This is a genomic window from Azospirillum sp. A1-3, assembly GCF_023806445.1.
In the GTDB taxonomy this organism is placed as follows: Bacteria; Pseudomonadota; Alphaproteobacteria; order Azospirillales; family Azospirillaceae; genus Azospirillum.
Map to the genome: position 1 here is coordinate 441,819 of NZ_JAMSLU010000003.1, position 16,802 is coordinate 458,620.

The 16,802-nt window shown below is 66.9% G+C and carries 18 protein-coding genes; 6 read left to right on the forward strand and 12 right to left on the reverse strand.

Annotated features, from left to right (window positions below; translation table 11 throughout):
* Window positions 1-98: 98 nt before the first annotated feature.
* From M5E06_RS19760 to M5E06_RS19785, 6 genes are all read right to left on the reverse strand, one after another.
* A complete protein-coding gene (locus M5E06_RS19760) occupies window positions 99-734 on the reverse strand; it encodes a LysE family translocator (protein WP_252139658.1) in 636 nt (211 codons plus the stop codon).
* Between the two features lie 135 nt (window positions 735-869).
* A complete protein-coding gene (locus tag M5E06_RS19765; protein WP_252139659.1) occupies window positions 870-1,130 on the reverse strand; it encodes a hypothetical protein in 261 nt (86 codons plus the stop codon).
* A gap of 33 nt (window positions 1,131-1,163) precedes the next feature.
* Window positions 1,164-1,493 carry a hypothetical protein gene (locus M5E06_RS19770; protein ID WP_252139660.1) on the reverse strand — a complete coding sequence of 110 codons (330 nt, stop codon included), beginning with the start codon at window positions 1,491-1,493 and terminating at the stop codon, window positions 1,164-1,166.
* Between the two features lie 10 nt (window positions 1,494-1,503).
* Window positions 1,504-2,373 carry a hypothetical protein gene (locus tag M5E06_RS19775; RefSeq protein ID WP_252139661.1) on the reverse strand — a complete coding sequence of 290 codons (870 nt, stop codon included), beginning with the start codon at window positions 2,371-2,373 and terminating at the stop codon, window positions 1,504-1,506.
* A complete protein-coding gene (locus M5E06_RS19780) occupies window positions 2,361-3,335 on the reverse strand; it encodes a YqaJ viral recombinase family protein (protein ID WP_252139662.1) in 975 nt (324 codons plus the stop codon). The genes M5E06_RS19775 and M5E06_RS19780 overlap by 13 nt, the downstream gene beginning before the upstream one ends.
* A gap of 290 nt (window positions 3,336-3,625) precedes the next feature.
* Window positions 3,626-4,261 carry a helix-turn-helix domain-containing protein gene (locus M5E06_RS19785; RefSeq protein ID WP_252139663.1) on the reverse strand — a complete coding sequence of 212 codons (636 nt, stop codon included), beginning with the start codon at window positions 4,259-4,261 and terminating at the stop codon, window positions 3,626-3,628.
* 160 nt (window positions 4,262-4,421) lie between these two features.
* On the opposite strand from M5E06_RS19785, the gene M5E06_RS19790 reads away from it, so the two are divergent.
* Both M5E06_RS19790 and M5E06_RS19795 read left to right on the forward strand, forming a co-directional pair.
* The gene (locus M5E06_RS19790) at window positions 4,422-4,742 is read left to right on the forward strand and encodes a heavy metal-binding domain-containing protein (RefSeq protein ID WP_252139664.1); all 321 of its coding nucleotides are present in this window, start codon (window positions 4,422-4,424) and stop codon (window positions 4,740-4,742) included.
* A 136-nt stretch (window positions 4,743-4,878) separates the two neighbouring features.
* A complete protein-coding gene (locus M5E06_RS19795; RefSeq protein WP_252139665.1) occupies window positions 4,879-6,093 on the forward strand; it encodes an E22 family MetX-like putative esterase in 1,215 nt (404 codons plus the stop codon).
* A gap of 45 nt (window positions 6,094-6,138) precedes the next feature.
* Here the strand turns inward: M5E06_RS19795 and M5E06_RS19800 are convergent, their stop codons facing one another.
* The 3 genes from M5E06_RS19800 to M5E06_RS19810 form a co-directional block, all read right to left on the reverse strand.
* Window positions 6,139-6,663, reverse strand: a complete 525-nt coding sequence (locus M5E06_RS19800) for a hypothetical protein (protein ID WP_085083701.1) — start codon at window positions 6,661-6,663, stop codon at window positions 6,139-6,141.
* 92 nt (window positions 6,664-6,755) lie between these two features.
* Window positions 6,756-8,309 (reverse strand): DHA2 family efflux MFS transporter permease subunit, encoded by a 1,554-nt coding sequence (locus M5E06_RS19805; RefSeq protein WP_252139666.1) that lies wholly within the window; start codon window positions 8,307-8,309, stop codon window positions 6,756-6,758.
* A 150-nt stretch (window positions 8,310-8,459) separates the two neighbouring features.
* On the reverse strand, window positions 8,460-9,569 hold the full coding sequence (locus M5E06_RS19810; protein ID WP_252139667.1) for an HlyD family secretion protein: 1,110 nt from the start codon (window positions 9,567-9,569) through the stop codon (window positions 8,460-8,462).
* 253 nt (window positions 9,570-9,822) lie between these two features.
* Here M5E06_RS19810 and M5E06_RS19815 point away from each other — a divergent pair, with 253 nt between their 5' ends.
* From M5E06_RS19815 to M5E06_RS19830, 4 genes are all read left to right on the forward strand, one after another.
* Window positions 9,823-10,452 carry a TetR/AcrR family transcriptional regulator gene (locus M5E06_RS19815; protein ID WP_252139668.1) on the forward strand — a complete coding sequence of 210 codons (630 nt, stop codon included), beginning with the start codon at window positions 9,823-9,825 and terminating at the stop codon, window positions 10,450-10,452.
* 156 nt (window positions 10,453-10,608) lie between these two features.
* Window positions 10,609-11,802 (forward strand): GGDEF domain-containing protein, encoded by a 1,194-nt coding sequence (locus M5E06_RS19820; protein ID WP_252139669.1) that lies wholly within the window; start codon window positions 10,609-10,611, stop codon window positions 11,800-11,802.
* Between the two features lie 191 nt (window positions 11,803-11,993).
* Window positions 11,994-13,160 (forward strand): rod shape-determining protein RodA, encoded by a 1,167-nt coding sequence (gene rodA / locus M5E06_RS19825; protein WP_109153761.1) that lies wholly within the window; start codon window positions 11,994-11,996, stop codon window positions 13,158-13,160.
* 147 nt (window positions 13,161-13,307) lie between these two features.
* A complete protein-coding gene (locus M5E06_RS19830) occupies window positions 13,308-14,111 on the forward strand; it encodes a family 16 glycosylhydrolase (protein ID WP_252139670.1) in 804 nt (267 codons plus the stop codon).
* Between the two features lie 9 nt (window positions 14,112-14,120).
* On the opposite strand, the gene M5E06_RS19835 is transcribed toward M5E06_RS19830, so the two are convergent.
* From M5E06_RS19835 to M5E06_RS19845, 3 genes are read right to left on the reverse strand one after another with little or no spacing between them, the layout of a single operon-like run.
* Window positions 14,121-14,849 (reverse strand): ABC transporter ATP-binding protein, encoded by a 729-nt coding sequence (locus M5E06_RS19835; RefSeq protein ID WP_109153759.1) that lies wholly within the window; start codon window positions 14,847-14,849, stop codon window positions 14,121-14,123.
* 1 nt (window position 14,850) lies between these two features.
* Entirely contained in the window at window positions 14,851-15,873 is a 1,023-nt protein-coding gene (locus tag M5E06_RS19840; RefSeq protein WP_252139671.1) for a branched-chain amino acid ABC transporter permease, read from the reverse strand.
* Entirely contained in the window at window positions 15,870-16,739 is an 870-nt protein-coding gene (locus tag M5E06_RS19845; RefSeq protein ID WP_109153757.1) for a branched-chain amino acid ABC transporter permease, read from the reverse strand. The genes M5E06_RS19840 and M5E06_RS19845 overlap by 4 nt, the downstream gene beginning before the upstream one ends.
* Between the last annotated feature and the right edge of the window lie 63 nt (window positions 16,740-16,802).

A 16,802-nucleotide genomic window follows, 5' to 3' on the forward strand; every position in this document is an offset into this window, starting at 1 on the left:
ACGGCTTCGCCGCGGGTCCCTCCCTCCCCCGCCTTCGGCGGTAGAGGGGAGATTTGCATAACGGCGGAGTTTCCTCTCCCGCGGAACGCGGGGGAGGGTTAGGGAGGGGGCAAAGCGTCCGACATCAGGCGGACGCCCAAACCACCGATGGCCGCCGCGGCAACCCGGTCGACCCAGCGCTTGGACCTGAGATAGGCGGCGCGCGGCCGGCCGGCGGAAAAGGCCGCGGCGACGATGGCGTACCAGCCCGCTTCGATCAGGAAGATCGCCAGCGGCAGGAAAACGAACAGCCACATCGGCGGTTCGGCCGGCATCAACGCGGCGAAGATGCTGCCATAGACGAGCGCCGTCTTCGGGTTGCTCAATTGCGTCAGCAGCCCAAACAACAGAGGCCGCATCAGCCCGGCGGGTGCGGTCTGCCCCTCCTCCGCCAGCACAAGAGCCTCCCCGGCTCCACGCCAGATGCGAATTGCGAGGTAGAGCAGATAGGCGCCGCCCACCAGCTTCAGCACCGCATAGAGCCAGCCGACCTGCGACAGCAGGGCATGCAGACCCAGCAGCGCCAGCGACGCGAAGAACACGCCGCCGATCCCCATGCCGAGCGCGGTGGCCAAGCCGGCCCGGCGGGATACGGCGATGGAGGTGCGGGCGACCAGCACGAAACTCGGTCCCGGACTGGCGGCGCCGACCGCGATGGCGCCGACGATGCTGGCGAAGGCAAGTACGGGATCCATGATCGCTCCCCTTCCGCTTGAAGGTGGAGACCATAGCACAACCGCGGCAGCCCGCGAACGGCAGGCAAAAAAAGTCCCCTCGTCCGCGGGGGGGACGAGGGGAGAAAGGCCGATGGTTTGACCGTTACGGGGATGTCATTCGGCCGCCATCAGCACCGGAGCCTCGTCACGCACCCGGTTCGCCGCCACATAGCGGTCGAGCGCGTCCAGGCATTCGGCCAGGGTTCCGGAACCGACCGCGCGGCAGTCCTCGAAGGCGTGCGGCTCGGGGCGGAACCAATGGGTGATGTAGCATTCCTCGCGCCCATCCAGGCTGAGGGTGAGGGCGAAGCGGCCCTCACGCCCAATGCGGGCTTGAGCGGCGCGCAGACGCGCCTGGACCTCTTCTATCGTCATGAGATGATATCCTTCCCTTGATGCCGCCTGCGGTCAGGCGGCGTGGGCGAACGTCCTGTCTTCCGATTCCGAGTCTTCCAACCGTCGAGCCCAGTCGATGTCACGCGACAGGGACTCGACGAGGACGCGGGCCGCGCTTTCGGTTTCCGCCGGGGTGTCGGACCGCAGCAGTCCCGACAGCCGCATCGCCAGCGTTTCGGCCTCCGCCTCCACCCAGCGGGCGTAGTGGCGGCGGCGCTGGTCGCGATTCCAGTACCAGCGCGGCAACTGGGCGTTGGCACGCTCGAACTCGCCTTCCCAGGCGCTCATGCGGAACAGTCCGCTGGGCGACCGGTCGCCGGTGTTATGAGTCGTCTGGATCATGGGGCCTCCGTCAGGCGGCTTCCCGCCCGTCCTCTTCCTCGCGCTTCAGAATCTCGGCCTTCTTCTGGGCGAACAGGCCGGTGATGCGGTGCTGGGCGGCGCGGTCGATGGCGCCGATCTCGCGCAGGCGGGTGCCGACGCCGGACCGCCAGACCTCCTCCAGGTCGTCCAGATCCAGGCAGGCTCCCAGGCGACGCTTCACCTCCGCCTCGAAGGCTTCGACGGCGGCGGGTTGCAGGTCCGGGTTGGACTTGGCGGCATAGAAGGCCTCCGACTCCTCCCGGTACTTGCTGTCGTCGAACTGGCCCATATAGACGTCGGCGGCCAGACCGATTTGCAGCAGGCATTTGCCGACGGCGTCGGTCATCGACATCTTGAAGCACTCGTCGTCCGGCATCTCCATGCCGTTGCGGCGGCGGACCATCTCGGTCCCGCCCCACTGCGGGCCGGTGAAGCACTTCTCCTTCGTCTCCGGGTCGATGTACCAGACACGGGCACAGATGAAGATCATCCGTTCCGCGATGGTCCAGTCGACCTGCTCATAGCCCCAGCCCTTGCCGATCGGACCGAACACCTCCGTCATCATCTGGAAGCGCCAGGTCGGGTCGATCTGCGTGCCGCGGAAGCCACCGGAGCGGGTGAAGGGCTTGGTCGCCTTCGGATCGGTGCGCTTCAGCCGGTTCCACAGGAACATGGTGTCGATGCGCTGCGGTTCTTCCACCCGGCTGCCGCCGGCGGACCCCTTGGACCCGTGGGAGCCGCGGCTGCCGCCGGTCTTCGGCTCGGCCTGGGTGGTCTCCGTCACGTTGGACTCGGTTACGCTCGATTCGGGGGTTTCGGTGTCGGCAACGACGTGGTCGGTCTTGCTCATGCGTCCCATGATTTGGGTCCTTCTTGTCCAAACGTTTCGGCTCTCCCCTCACCCCAGCCGGCGGTCAGCACTGTTTCCAGGCTGAACTCCACCGCGTTCGGGTCAGCGGAGGGTCCCCAGGATTGCGCCTCTGCCAGGGAACGGCGCGGCGGTGCGCCATAGCGCAGGCTGAGCCGGCCCTCGCGGTCGCGCGCGAGATAGAGGCCACCCGACCGGCCATCGGCCTGATCGATGGCAACAAAAGCGATGCGGGCGTCGTCAGGCATCAGCGCCTTCAGAGCGGCCTCGTCCTCCTTCACCGCCAGCGCAGCCGCCCGGTTGGCGACCAGCCGGTCGGCCAACGCACGGAAGCGGTTGTGCCGCCCCATGTCGAAGACGCGGCCGTTCTCATAGGACGGAGCGTCCATCGGCAGCGGGTCCGACGGCTCGACATCGTTGACGACGTGCCACCAGAAGGCTTCCAGCGTCTCGATCAGCCGCTCGACATCGTCCGGGTGCCGATCCACCGTCATCAGGCTGTGGCCGGTCGGGCGCAGGATCGACAGCAGTGCGCGATCCAGCCCGACCACCGCCAGCTGATGCTGGACTTGCCAGTGATAGCGGCGGGCGAGGTCGGCATCGGTCTGGAAGCCGCTGTTGAACTTCGCCTCCACGATGGTGTCGAGCGCACCGTCGGCCGCGCTGCGGGTCAGGAAGTCGGGGTGGGCGACCATCCAGTCATGCTCGGCATGGCGATAGGTGTCGGGCGCCTCCACGCAATCGCGGCCGGTGGCATGGGCGACGAAGCGCGGATGCAGATGCTCGGTCGCGATTCCGATCTGAACGGCGGCGACGAGATCCAGGTTCTCGGGCTCGACCCGGCCGGTCTTCTCGCGCCACAGCGACAGCCAGTCGCCGGCCATCACGCGCGTCGCGTCCGACGACCCGATCCGCCCCGCCCGCAAGTCCCGCTGTGCCTGAGTGATCGCCATGCTTTTCCCGACTTTCCGAACCCCGAAGCGTGACCGTTGCTGCGACTTCGCAGCATGTTTTTCGGACCGCCTCACTGGACCCTGAATATGGGATGCGAACACGCAGCTTTCAAGAACAAAACGTGAACCTATGGCTTGGCCGTAGACCAGCTCAAAGTCCTGAAAACACGCTATATTTGGTGTCTTCTGACGAGAGACATCACAAGACAAAACGGACGGAGTAGAGACGTCCGTTTTTGCGAGTCGCGGGGGATTGGAACGCGCGCCGCGACTCGTGCCGCAGCAGCCTTTTACATGCGAAGCGCTCGCACCACGTGGACGGCGACTCCGGCAACATGGGCGCGGTCGAAGGCAGTGGGGCGGCAGTCGGGATCGGTCGAGACCGGCATCAGATGGGGCGGGAAGAAGCGATACCCGCAGATCGTGCCCTCGCCCACCGTCACCACCACGTCGCCCGTCTGCGGAGTCAGCACGTCCAGCGGTTCCAGCACCACACAGTCGCGCGGCAGCACGCCGGCGGCGTCCAGGCTCTTGGACAGGATGCGCAGCGCGAAGGCCCGGCGGGAGGTGCGGCCGTCCATCGCGACCGACGCGGCGCCGTCCTTCAGCGCCCCGGCCAGGAACGCCTCCCCCGCCCTGCGGCCGAGGTCGAGGAAGATGTGCGCCTGCTCCAGAGTCAGCACCGGCACGCGCGAGACCGGCGCATAGGCATGGTCGTCGAGGAATCGCGGCTCCGACCCGGCAACGCGGGCCAGCCGGGCCAGCGTGTCGGCGCTGGGCACGCTGCCCATCACGGGATCGCGCAGGAAGCGGGTCAGGTTGGTGGCGGTGACGCCGGCCAGCCGCGCCCAACCGCCGGCGCTCCAGCCCTTCGCCTCCATGACGCCGGTCATCCAGCGCAGGATGGCTCGCCGTGTGTCGTCCATCGCTTTCCCCCTCGCCTGCCCCACCTTGTCCTACACGGTACGGACGGGGTGGGGGAAGGCGCGATGGACTAGAACGCCCTGCGATTTCGCAGTGCCGCCTTGGACTCGGCCATGGCGGCCCCATCTGTGCGGCAGCGAAACCACCTTGAAAGATGTGACCATGATCGTCACCAGCACCGATTCCGTCGAAGGCCGCCAGATCACCCACTATCTCGGCATCGTCGCCGGCGAGGCGATCATGGGCGTCAACGTGTTCCGCGACCTGTTCTCCTCCGTGCGCGACATCGTCGGCGGTCGGGCCGGCGGCTATCAGGCGGCACTGCGCGACGCGCGCGAGGCGGCCTTCGCCGACCTGGAGGAGTCAGCCCGCGCGCTGGGCGCCGATGCCGTGGTCGGGGTGGATGTCGATTACGAGGTGCTGGGGAAGGAGAACGGCATGCTGATGGTGTCGGTGAACGGAACCGCCGTCCGCCTGCACTGATGCGCTACCTCCACCCGCTTGGCCCTATTCGCCTAACCGTAAGCGTCACCGATGGCGGCTGGACAGCCGCAACCTTATGGGTAGACTGCGCCACCGGAATAGAGTGTCAGGCGAACAATTCTGGAGGGGGATGCTTATGCGTGGGGTTGTCCGCGGTTCCATCTGGTCCGGCTGCCTCGGCGGCCTCGCCATGGCGGCCTGTCTGTTCGGCACCCTGCCGGCGCTGGCGTTGGACGGCATCGTCGAGAAGAAGGTCTTCGAGATGCCGTCCTACACCACCACCGGCGGCGGGACGATCAAGAACGTCCGCATCGGCTGGGAAAGCTACGGCAAGCTGAACGACGCCAAGGACAACGTCATCCTCGTCACCCACTTCTTCAGCGGCAGCAGCCACGCCGCGGGGAAATACAAGGCCGACGACGCCGCGCCCGGTTATTGGGACAGCATCATCGGTCCCGGCAAGCCGCTGGACACCGACAAATACTTCATCATCAGCTCCGACACGCTGGTGAACCTGTCGCCGAAGGACCCCAACGTCGTCACCACCGGCCCGGCCAGCATCAACCCGGACACCGGCAAGCCCTATGGCATGAGCTTCCCCGTCGTCACCATCCAGGATTTCGTCAATGTCCAGAAGGCGCTGATCGACAGCCTAGGCATCAAGACTCTGCAGGCGGTGATGGGCGGCTCGATGGGCTCGCTCCAGGCTTTCGAATGGGGGGCCGACCATCCGGAGATGGTCAAGCGCGTCATCGCCGCCATCGGCGGGCCGGAAACCGATCCGTTCCTGATCGGCTGGCTGAACCTGTGGGCCGCACCGATCAAGCTCGACCCCAACTGGAACAACGGCGATTATTACGGCAAGGCGGAGCCGAAGGCCGGCCTGACCGAGGCGCTGAAGCTGGTCACCCTGCAGGCGCGGCACTGGAAATGGGCGGACGCCGCCTTCGGCCGCAAATGGGCGGAGGACGGCAAGGATCCGAAGGCGGCGATGGGCAACCAGTACGCCATCGAAGCCTGGCTGGACAAGGCCGCCGCCGGCCGCGCCGCGGTCAGCGACGCCAACCACTTCCTCTATCTGGTGAAGGCCAACCAGACCTTCGTAACCGGAAACGGCGCCTCGCTGGAGGATGGGCTGGCGAAGATCAAGGCGCCGGTGCTGCTGATCCCGTCGGCCGACGACCTCGTCTTCCCGCCCGACCGCAACATGCGCCCGCTGAAGGACCGGCTGGAGAAGCAAGGCAACGCAGTGGAGTACACCGAGTCGATCACCTCGACCCTCGGCCATCTCGACGGGGTGGTGAACATCGGCAAGGCGGGCGACACGATCGCGCAGTTCCTGGCGAAGTGAGTGGTATGGGGGCGCCTTCGCGGGTGCCCCCTACTCCCCGCCCCGCTACTCCCCGATCGGAGCCCCGCGGAAGTTCAGCAGGCTCGGCGCCTTGTCGATGATCTCTTCCAGGATCAGCGAGGCGGTCTCCAGATCGCGGTCCAGGTCCGGCCCGAGCTTGCCGGCATAGTTGGGCCGCTTCAGCTTTTCCGCCGCGTCGTGCAGGCTGCGCAGCTCGGCCACGAAAATCTCGCGGGCGCCCATCGGCAAGATCGGATTCGCCGACAGCACGAAGAAGAAACGCATGCTGGCGCGCACCAGCAGGGCCAGCATCACCATGTCCAGCTTCTCGAACTGGTCGCGCAGGTCGTCGGAACGGGCGTCGACCAGATTGCGCATGCGCTGCTCGATCAGGATGACCAGCGCCTGGAATTCGCCGACCTTGTCGCGGAAGTCGCGATAGGCGCCGAAGCTGTGCTTGCTCGCCTCATGCTCAGCCAGTTGGGCCAGCTTCGACGCTTCACGGCACTGGCGCTCCAGCGCGCCCAGCAGTTCCTTGACCTCGGCTCGGGTATATTGGCGCTTGCTCATGGGTCTCGACTGGGGGGCTCGGCAGGATTCGGACGTGCGTTCGGACGATCGGTCAAGCTATAGCACAACCCCAGGGCAGCAACCTATCACGCTTAGTGATCCGCCTTCACCGGCGCGCCCGGCCGGCGCACCAGCGGCATGAACAGCAGCGCACCGAAGAACACCGCCGACATCAGCAGCATGGCGTCGTTGAAGGTCAGGATCAGCGCCTCGCGCTGGACCAGCCCGACCAGCCGGGCCATCGCCGCGGCGGTGGGGTCGGCCACCAGCCCGTCGAAGCGCTGGCTGAGGTTGTCGACCATCTGCTGCACCTCCGGCCGGGCGAGGTTCATATTGTCGCCGAGTCGGTTCAGATGCAGCGCGTTGCGGTCGGTCAGCACCGTGTTGATCGCGGCAAGGCCGATGGCGCCGCCCAGATTGCGCATCAGGTTATACAGGCCCGACGCGTTCTTCAGCTTGTCCGGCGGCAGGGTGCCCAGCGCCACGCTGTTGATCGGGATGAAGCACAGCATCAGCGACATGCCACGCACGGCCTGCGGCAGGAACAGTTCCCAGAAGCCGGTCTCGGCGGTGAAATGGCTGTTCAGCCAGACGCCCGTGCCGAACAGGATCAGACCCAGCGCCAGCATGGCGCGCAGGTCCATCCGCTTCGACAGGGCGCCGGCGATCGGGGCCGACATGAACTGGAAGGCGCCGGTCACGAACATGATCTCGCCGATCTGCAGGCTGTTGAAGCCGCGCACGCGGGCCAGGAACAGCGGCTGCAGATAGACCGACCCATAGAGGCCGATGCCGAGGATGAAGCTGTAGAGCGACCCGATGGCGAAGTTGCGGTCGGCGAAGGCGCGCAGTTCCACGATGGGATTGCGGTAGGACAGCACCCGCCAGAAGAATCCGACGGCGGAGACGGCGGCCACCACGGCCAGCCCGAAGATCGCCTCGTCGTCGAACCAGTCGTTCCGCGGCCCCTCCTCCACCACATATTCCAGGCTGCCCAGGAAGGCGGCCATCAGCGCCAGCCCGACGAAATCGAAGCCCTTGCGCAGTTCCGGATTCGGCCGGTCGACATCGACCAGGAACCAGACCAGCGAGGTCACCAGGATGCCGGGAATGACGTTGGCCAGGAACAGCCAGTGCCAGGACATGTGCTGGGTCAGATAGCCGCCCAGCGTCGGGCCGATGGTCGGCGCCATGGTGGCGACCAGCCCCATCATCACCGACACGCCCGCCCGCTTTTCCGGCGGGAAGATCATGAAGCTGGTGGCGAACACCGTCGGGATCATGGCGCCGCCGATGAAGCCCTGCAGCGCGCGCCAGACGATCATCGATTCGATGCCGCCGGCAAAGGCGCAGGCGACGCTGGTCAGGGTGAACCCGGCGGCGGCCACGGTGAACAGCACGCGGGTCGACAGGATGCGCGACAGGATGCCCGACAGCGGGATCATCACGACCTCCGCGATCAGGTAGGAGGTCTGCACCCAGGAAATCTCGTCGGCGCTGGCCGCCAGCCCCGCCTGGATTTCCGACAGCGAGCTGGAGACGATCTGGATGTCGAGGATCGCCATGAACATGCCGACGACCATCGCGAAGAAGCCGGCGATGTCGCGGGATGTGAGCGGGCGCATGCCCTGGGCCGGTGTCGCCATGGAACCGCTGCCTTCCGTCGCGGCCGAACGACTGCCGCCCCCAAAGGAGGGGGCGCGGCTCCGGCCTGAATGTCACTCTGATTGATGGCGGGAACGCCGCCCCCGAAGGGGGGAGACGGGGCGGCGCCCCCGCCGGAGCGTGACCGCCGCTTACTTGGCGGCCACCGCCTGCTTGTCGGACAGCGCGCCGAACACGCCGCCGCTCGCCACATGCGGCTGGGCATCGGCGCCGCGGGTGTCGACCTCCGCCACCACCGACAGGCCTGGACGCAGCAGGCCGGCCAGCGCGTTGTCGCGCGGCAGGGCGATCCGCACCGGCACCCGCTGCACGATCTTGGTGAAGTTGCCGGTCGCATTCTCCGGCGGCAGCAGCGAGAATTTGGACCCCGACGCCGGGGCGAAGCTCTCCACCGTGCCGGTCAGATGGCGGTCGGGGAAGGCGTCGACGGAAATGCTGACCTGCTGGCCGGGGCGCATGTGCGCCAGCTGGGTCTCCTTGAAGTTGGCGACCACATAGACGTCGGGCAGCGGCACCAGCGACAGCAACTGCACTCCCGGCCGGGCATATTGGCCGACCTGGACGCCGCGGTTGCCGATCACGCCATCGACCGGCGCGCGGATCACGGTGTTGTCCAGGTCGTTGCGCGCGGTCTGCAGCGTCGCCTGGGCCTGGGCCAGATGGGCCTCCGTCTCGGTCCGGGTGGCGTGCAGGACGTTGACCTGTTCGTTCTCCGACGCCAGCGCCGCCCGCGACTTCGCCACCTGGGCCACCGCCTTGCGCAGGTCGGCGTCGGCGGTCTCCAGCTTCTGCCGGCTGGTCCAGCTGTCGCTGGCCAGCGACCGGCTGCGCTCGAACTCCTGCTGGGCGCGGCGCTGTTCGGCCTCCGCGCTCGCCAGCGTGGCGGCGGCCTGGTCGATCACCGTGCGCTGTAGCTCCAGCTTGCTGTCCAACGTGCCGAGCGCCGCCTTCTGCGCGGTGACGGCGGCTTCGGCCTCCGCCACCTTGGCACGGAAATCCTGGTCGTCCAGCACCGCCAGAACGTCGCCCGTCCGCACCAGCTGGTTTTCCGCGACCTTCACGTCGCGGACATAGGCGGAAATCTTCGGGCTGACGACGGTGATGTCGCTCTGCACATAGGCATTGTCGGTCGACTCCAGGAACCGGCCCGTGGTCCACCAATGTTCGCCGGCGACGGCGCCACCTGCCAGCACAGCCAGCGCAACGCCCGACAGCACGATCTTCCGTACGCCATTCGCCATTGTCTCTATCCCCAATCCACCGCGGTCCGATCCGCATTCCCGCCGATGCGCTCTTTCCGGCGCCGTCACGGAAAAGAAACTGAACCGTTCAGTTTAGTCTTGTCGGAAGATGGCGGACGACCTATCTGTTGTCAAGACCGAACTGAACGGTTTAGTTTTTGGCAATTGGTGTCAGGAGGCTTGTCGGGCGATGCAGAACGCGGTAGGGGCCAGGAACATGGACCGAGGCAGCATGGACTCCGGCGAGACGCGCATGACCACATTGGTTGCCCCCACTCCCGAAGCAGGATCGAAGCAGGCCCAGATCATGGAGGCCGCAGGCACCCTGTTCCTGGAACATGGTTACAGCGCCGTCAGCATGGATGCCGTCGCCAAGAAGGCGAACGTGTCCAAGGCAACCCTGTACGCGCATTTCGGCAGCAAGGAAGAGCTGTTCCGGGCGATGGTCGCCTGCGAATGCGCGAACTCCGTCATGAGCAGCGTCTGGAGCGAGGCGATGGACCTGCCGGCGGCGGACGGCCTGCGCCTGATCGGCCGCACCTTCGTCCGCTTCATCGCCTCGCCGAAGGCGCTGGGCGTCTACCGGATGGTGCTGGGCGAGGTGCTGCGCCAGCCCCAGCTCGCCCAGGCCTTCTATGAAAGCGGCCCGGCCGAGACCTTCCAGCGCGCCCGCCAGTTCATGACCCATATGGCGGACAAGGGCGAGCTGGCGATCACCGACTGCGATCTCGCCACCCACCAGTTCTTCGGGCTGCTGAAGGCGAACATGCACATGAAGCTGCTGCTGTGCCTGAGCGAGCGGCCGAGCGACGACGAACTGGAGCGCTACGTCGACGCCGCCGTCGACCTGTTCGCCAAGGGCTATGCCCCCAACAGGGGCTGACCCAAGCGTTCACAACCCAAAATTGGCGCCAGAAGCAATCTAGCTGCAATGATCAGGAATCCCTGCGCAGAGTTCACCCCTGCGGCTTGTCACCGGCAAAGGCTTCGTATAGCGTGCCCAGACATACCGGCGTAACGGTGCGTAACGGGCTTGCCGATGGATTTCGAGACCACCTTCATCGCGCAGGTCATCACTGTCATAGGCTTTGCGGTCGGGCTGTCCATCGTTGTGGCCTCCGGCCGCTACCCCCGTCACATTCGCGGATCCCTGCGGGCCTATTCTTATGGGAAATTCCTGCTGGGCTCCGCCTTCCTCATCGCCGGATTTCGCGGGGGCCAGGCGCCGGAACTTCTGATTCCGCTCGCCAACGGAATCGGACTCGCCGGATTGTCGATGAACTACACCAGTGTCCGCCATCTTCAGAACCGACCGGTCTGGCCCTTCGTGCCGGCGACGGTGGGAGCGGCCGTGGGCCTGTCCTGCCTCCTGTTGCTGTTCGCCGGCGGCGGCATCGGCTGGGTGCGCGTCCTGGTCAGCTTCGCGACGTCGGCAGTGCTGCTGGTGATCGCCTTCGAGGTGCTGGTCCGCTACGAGGGGCGCGGCATACCCCACTACGTCACCGGACTGCTGTGCGCCTCCCTCGCCGTCGTCTATCTGGTCCGCATGTCCGCCGGTATGGCACAGGAAGACGCCCCGACCACCTATATGCTGGATGACCGCGTCGAACGGGCGACCTTCCTGCTGTCGCTGCTGGGGACCGTCATCGGGGCGATCAATTATGTCCTAATGGCCAGCGACGAGTTCAACCGCGAACTGTCAAAGCTCGCCCACACCGACGGGCTGACCGGCGCCCTGAACCGCCGTCGCCTGTTCGAAATGGGCGAGGTCGAATTCCGCCGGGCCCGTCGATATGGGCGCGAGCTGACCGTGCTGGTGCTCGACATCGACCGTTTCAAATCGATCAACGACCACGCCGGCCACCCCTTCGGTGACCGGGTGATCCGGGCGGTGGCCGACTGCTGCACCGGGCAGATCCGGCACGAGGATGCCCTGGGCAGGATCGGCGGGGAGGAATTCGCCATCCTGCTGCCCGAAACCGGGGCGGAGGCCGGCCGGATGCTGGCCGAGCGGCTGCGCGGTGCCATCGAACGGCAGTTGGCCCAGCTCGGCGCGGAAGCCGGGGTGACGGTGACCTGCAGCATCGGCGGCGTCAGCCTGACCAGGGAGCACAGCGAGTTTTCCGATCTGATGGCCCAATCGGACACCGCCCTCTATGACGCCAAGCACGCCGGGCGCAATCAGGTCCGCTTCTTCCCCGAAGCGACCCATCCGGTGCCCATGCCAGCCTGACACCCGCCTTATCCGGCACGCGGAGCCGGTTAGAAAAAGCGGCCGGCGCACGGCCGCCTTTACCCGCGGGACCGCTTGCCGCATTATCCGCGCCGGTCCCCTCCGGACGGTTTGCTCCGCCCGATCTTTCGGGGTCCGAGCCGCCGGCTCCGATCCGGCTCCGTCCCTTCCGGCAACATCGGCGTAAGGTCGTGGTTCTTTCCAATCTCGGCTCCGGCGGCCTGGAGCCGCAGCGGTCGCAGCTGACGCTCGGCACGAAATTCAGGCTCATCAACTGGGGGCTGGTCCTGCTGGTCTGCACGATCACCGGGGTCGGCGTCGGGCTGCTCTATTCCGCCGCCGGCGGCCATTGGAAGCCCTGGGCCCAGCCGCAGCTGGTCCGCGCCATTCCCGGCCTGGTCCTGATGCTGGGCATCGCGCTGATCGACATCCGCCACCTGATGAAATCGGCCTACGTCATCTTCTTCGTCGTGCTCTGCCTGCTGATCGCGGTGGAGATGATGGGCCGCATCGGCATGGGCGCCCAGCGCTGGATCGACCTCGGCTTCTTCCAGCTGCAGCCGTCGGAGCTGATGAAGCCGGCGCTGACGCTGGCGCTCGCCCGCTATTTCCATGGGGTGACGCTGGACCAGATCGGCCGGCCGCTGCTGCTGATCCCGCCCCTTCTGCTCGTCTTCACGCCGGTCGCCTTCGTGCTGATGCAGCCGAACCTCGGCACCTCTCTTCTGCTGATCATGGGCAGCGGCGCCATCTTCTTCGCCGCCGGTGTCCGGGTGTGGAAGTTCCTGCTGGTGATCGGCGGCGGCCTCAGCGCCATCCCGATCGCCTGGGAGTTCCTGCACGATTACCAGAAGCAGCGCGTCTACACTTTCCTCGATCCGGAGACCGATCCGCTCGGCGCCGGCTACAACATCCTGCAGTCGAAGATCGCGCTGGGATCCGGCGGACTGTTCGGCAAGGGCTTCATGTCCGGCTCGCAAAGCCAGCTGATGTTCCTGCCGGAAAAGCACACCGACTTCATCTTCGTCGTCCTGGCGGAGGAGTTCGGCATGGTCGGCGCCGCGACGCTGTTGGCTCTCTATGTGCTGCTGTTCATCTATGGCTGGGTCATCGCGCTGAACAGCCGCAGCCAGTTCGGTCGGCTGGTCGCCGTCGGCATGACCGCGCAGTTCTTCCTCTACGTCTTCGTCAACGTGGCGATGGTGATGGGGCTGATCCCGGTCGTCGGCATCCCGCTGCCGCTGGTGTCCTACGGCGGCTCGGCGATGATGACACTGATGATCGGCGTCGGCCTGCTGCTGAGCATGTCGGTCCACCGCGACGTGCGCATCCCCAAAAGCGGCGTCACCGACGTCTGACGGTCCGATGCTCATCCCCTGAGGTACGCCGGCTGGCAGGAGGGCGCACCCCGCCCGCGCGGTTGCCGCCCTGCCCTGCACCTGCGATATCGGGGTGCAGGCCGACCGAAATTTCGGGTTGGCCCGGCAGCAGCGGGAGGAACGGCCATGCGGAGAATCGCCACGGGACACGGCGTGCGGAGGAGCACTCTGATCGGCGCGGGCCTCGCGGCCCTGCTGGCCAGCTCTCTTTACTCCGGCGCTGGCCCTGCGCTGGCGGACTCGCTGTTCAGCCACATCGGCGGCAGTTTCAGCGAGACTTCGGGCTCCTTCGATCCCTCGCGCTGGCAACGGTCCGACGGCTGGAAGGCGGGCGGGCACATGAACTGCACCTGGAGCCGCGCCAACGTCACCGCCAGCAAGGGTCGCCTCGCCCTGACGGTGGACGACCGCATCACCGGCTACGACCGCTATTCCTGCGGCGAATATTCGACGCACCGCTTCTACGGCTACGGCGCCTACACGGTGTCGCTGAAGGCGGTGAAGGCCGACGGGGTGATGACCTCGGTTTCCCACTACACCGGCCCGCCCTTCGGCGATCCCTGGGACGAGATCACGCTGGGCATCGCCGGCAAGGACACCACCAAGCTGGAGATCAGCTACGTCGTCAACGGCGTCGGGCACCGCAATGCAGTGGTCGATCTGGGGTTCGACGCCGCCAAGAGCTTCCACAGCTACGGCTTCGACTGGAAGCCCGACGGCATCGTCTGGACCGTCGACGGCAAGCCGGTTCATCAGGTCTCCGGCCCGCCGGAGCAACTGCCGCGCATGCCGGGCCGGCTGATGCTGCGCTTCTGGAGCGCGTCCGGCGACACCCAGTGGCTGCACCGCTTCACCTATCCCGGCCATCCCCTCACCGCCGAGGTCGCCTCCGTCACCTACCGCGAGGATCCGGCGAACCTCAGCAACTGAGGGACCGGATCAGTCCAGCGCTTCGGCGCCCAGGTAGGATTCGACGACGCGGGGGTCGGCGACGACCTCCGCCGGGACGCCATCGGCGATCTTCTCGCCATGGTCCAGCACCACCACGCGGTCGGACAGCGCCATCACCGCGCGCATGACATGCTCGATCATCAGGATGGTCAGCCCCTCGCGCCGGTTCAGGTCGCGCAGGACCTCGACCATCCGATCGACCTCGGTGGGACGCAGTCCCGCCAGAACCTCGTCCAGCAGAAGCAGGGTCGGACGGGTGGCCAGCGCGCGGGCGACCTCCAGCCGCTTGCGGTCGGGCAGGGTCAGGCTGCGCGCCGGGCGGTTGGCCTGATCGGCCAGTTCCAGCCGCTCCAGCACCGCGCGGGCCTGGATGCGCGCCGTCTCCACCGACCGTTCGCGGGCCAGCGCGCCGACCACGACATTCTCCTCCACCGTCAGCTGACCGAACGGCTTGACGATCTGGAAGGTGCGGCCGATCCCGGCGGCGCAGACCTGATTGGGCTTCAGCCCCGTCAGATTGCGGCCCTTCAGCGTGACACGGCCCTCGTCGGGCGGGAAGACGCCGGCAATCAGGTTGAAGGTGGTGGTCTTGCCGGCGCCGTTCGGACCGATCAGGGCGAGGATACGTTCCTCCGGCACGGTGAAGCTGACCTCCGACACCGCCTTCAGCCCGCGGAAGCGCTTCGACAGTCCCTCGACTTCGAGCAAAGCGGTCATCTCAGGCGCCCTCCCCCGGCTGGCGGAAATCTCCAGGCTGGCGGACTAGGCGCAGGCGGCGGGCCAGCCAGGGCCAGACGCCCTCCGGCCGGAACACCACGATCGCCACCAGCGCCGCGCCATAGAACAATTGCTTCAGGCCGGGCAAATCCAGCCCGCCGGCCTCGATCAGGAAAGTCAGCGCCTCGCCCAGCGGAGTCAGGATGAAGGCGCCCAGGATCGGGCCGACCAGCGTGCCGATGCCGCCGACGATGGCCGGCAGGATGATCTCGATGGAGCGGCCCATGGAGAAGACCTGCTCCGGGAACAGGTTGTTGAAATAGAAGGCCTGGAACACGCCGCCCAGCGCGGTCAGGGCGGACGACACCGCCACCGCGGTCATGCGGGCGCGGAACAGATCGACGCCCGACGCCTCCGCCGCGTCCGGCTCCTCGCGCACCGCCAGCCACTGGTAGCCCAGGCGACTGTGCAGCAGCACCCGCGACAGCAGCAGCGCCCCGACGACCAGCGCCAGCGCCACGTAATAGAACAGCACGGGCGAGCCGCGCAGGTTCAGCGGATCGCTCGCCCCCGCCTCCACCGGCAGGAAGAACCCGCCGGAGCCGCCGACCCAGGTGATGTGGTCGAAGCCGATGCGCGCCACCTCGGCGAAGGCGATGGTCAGCAGGGCGAAATGCACGCCTTTCACCCCGAACCGGAAGCCCAGGAAGCCGATGACGCAGCCGGCCACCACCGCGACCAGCATCGCCAGCACCATGCCGGCCCAGGGACCGATGCCGAAATGAACGAACAGCGCGGCGCTGACGTAGGCGCCGAGGCCGACATACAGCGCGTGGCCCAGCGACAGCAGGCCGGAAAAGCCCATCATCACGTTCCAGGCCTGCCCGACATAGGCGAACCACAGCACCGTCGTCAGAACCGAAACCAGATAGCGGTCGGCGACGAAGGGCGCCACCGCCAGACCCAGCGCCGCCAGGACCAACAGCACCATGCCGCGCCCGGTCACTCCCGAAAGGCCGCTCATGACCGTTTCCCCAACAGCCCTTGCGGGCGCAGCAGCAGAACCACGATCAGCACCCCGTAGCTGAACAGGGATTTCAGGGACGGCGTCAGCAGGAAGCCGGCCAGCGCCTCCGACATGCCGATCAGCACACCGCCCAGCAGCGCACCGGGCAGGCTGCCCAGCCCGCCGACGATGACGATGATGAAGCTGAGCAGCGTGTATTCCGGCGCCAGCTGCGGCCGGGCATCGACCAGCAGGGTCATCAGCGCGCCGGCCACCCCGACCACCGCGGCGCCGATGCCGAAGGTCAGCGCATAGAGGCCATCGATGTTCAGCCCGACCACACGGGCGCCCAGCGGGTTGTCGGCGCAGGCACGGATCGCCTTGCCGGTGCGGCTGAAGCGAAAGAAGGCGAACAGCGCCGCCGCCACCACGATGGCCGCCGCCCCGGCGCGCAGCCGCACGGCGTCCAGCAGCATCGACCCGATCTCCACCGTGTCGAAGCTGTAGGGCACCTGGACATTGCGGGCATCGGGGCCGAACAGCATCAGCATGGCGTTGACCAGGATGGTGGCGACGCCCAGCAGCAGGATGAACTGCATGTGCTCCGGCCGCTCGACGAACTTGTTCACCAGCCCGCGCTGCAGCAGCCAGCCGCAGACGAACAGCAGCGCGGCCATGATCGGCGCCGACAGCAGCGGGTCCAGCCCGAGCCAGCCGCCCAGCAGCACGGCGCCGTACATGCCCGCCACCATCATCTCGCCATGGGCGAAGTTGACGACGCGCACCACGCCGAAGATGACCGACAGGCCGAGCGCCGCCAGCCCATAGACCAGGCCGGTCAGCAGGCCGGAGGCCGCGATGTTCAAATAATAGTCGATCGGCATGGGCGGCGGATTGTCCGAACGGTTAGGTCCTGCGGGTTAGCAGTCCGCAGGCATGCAGGCAAG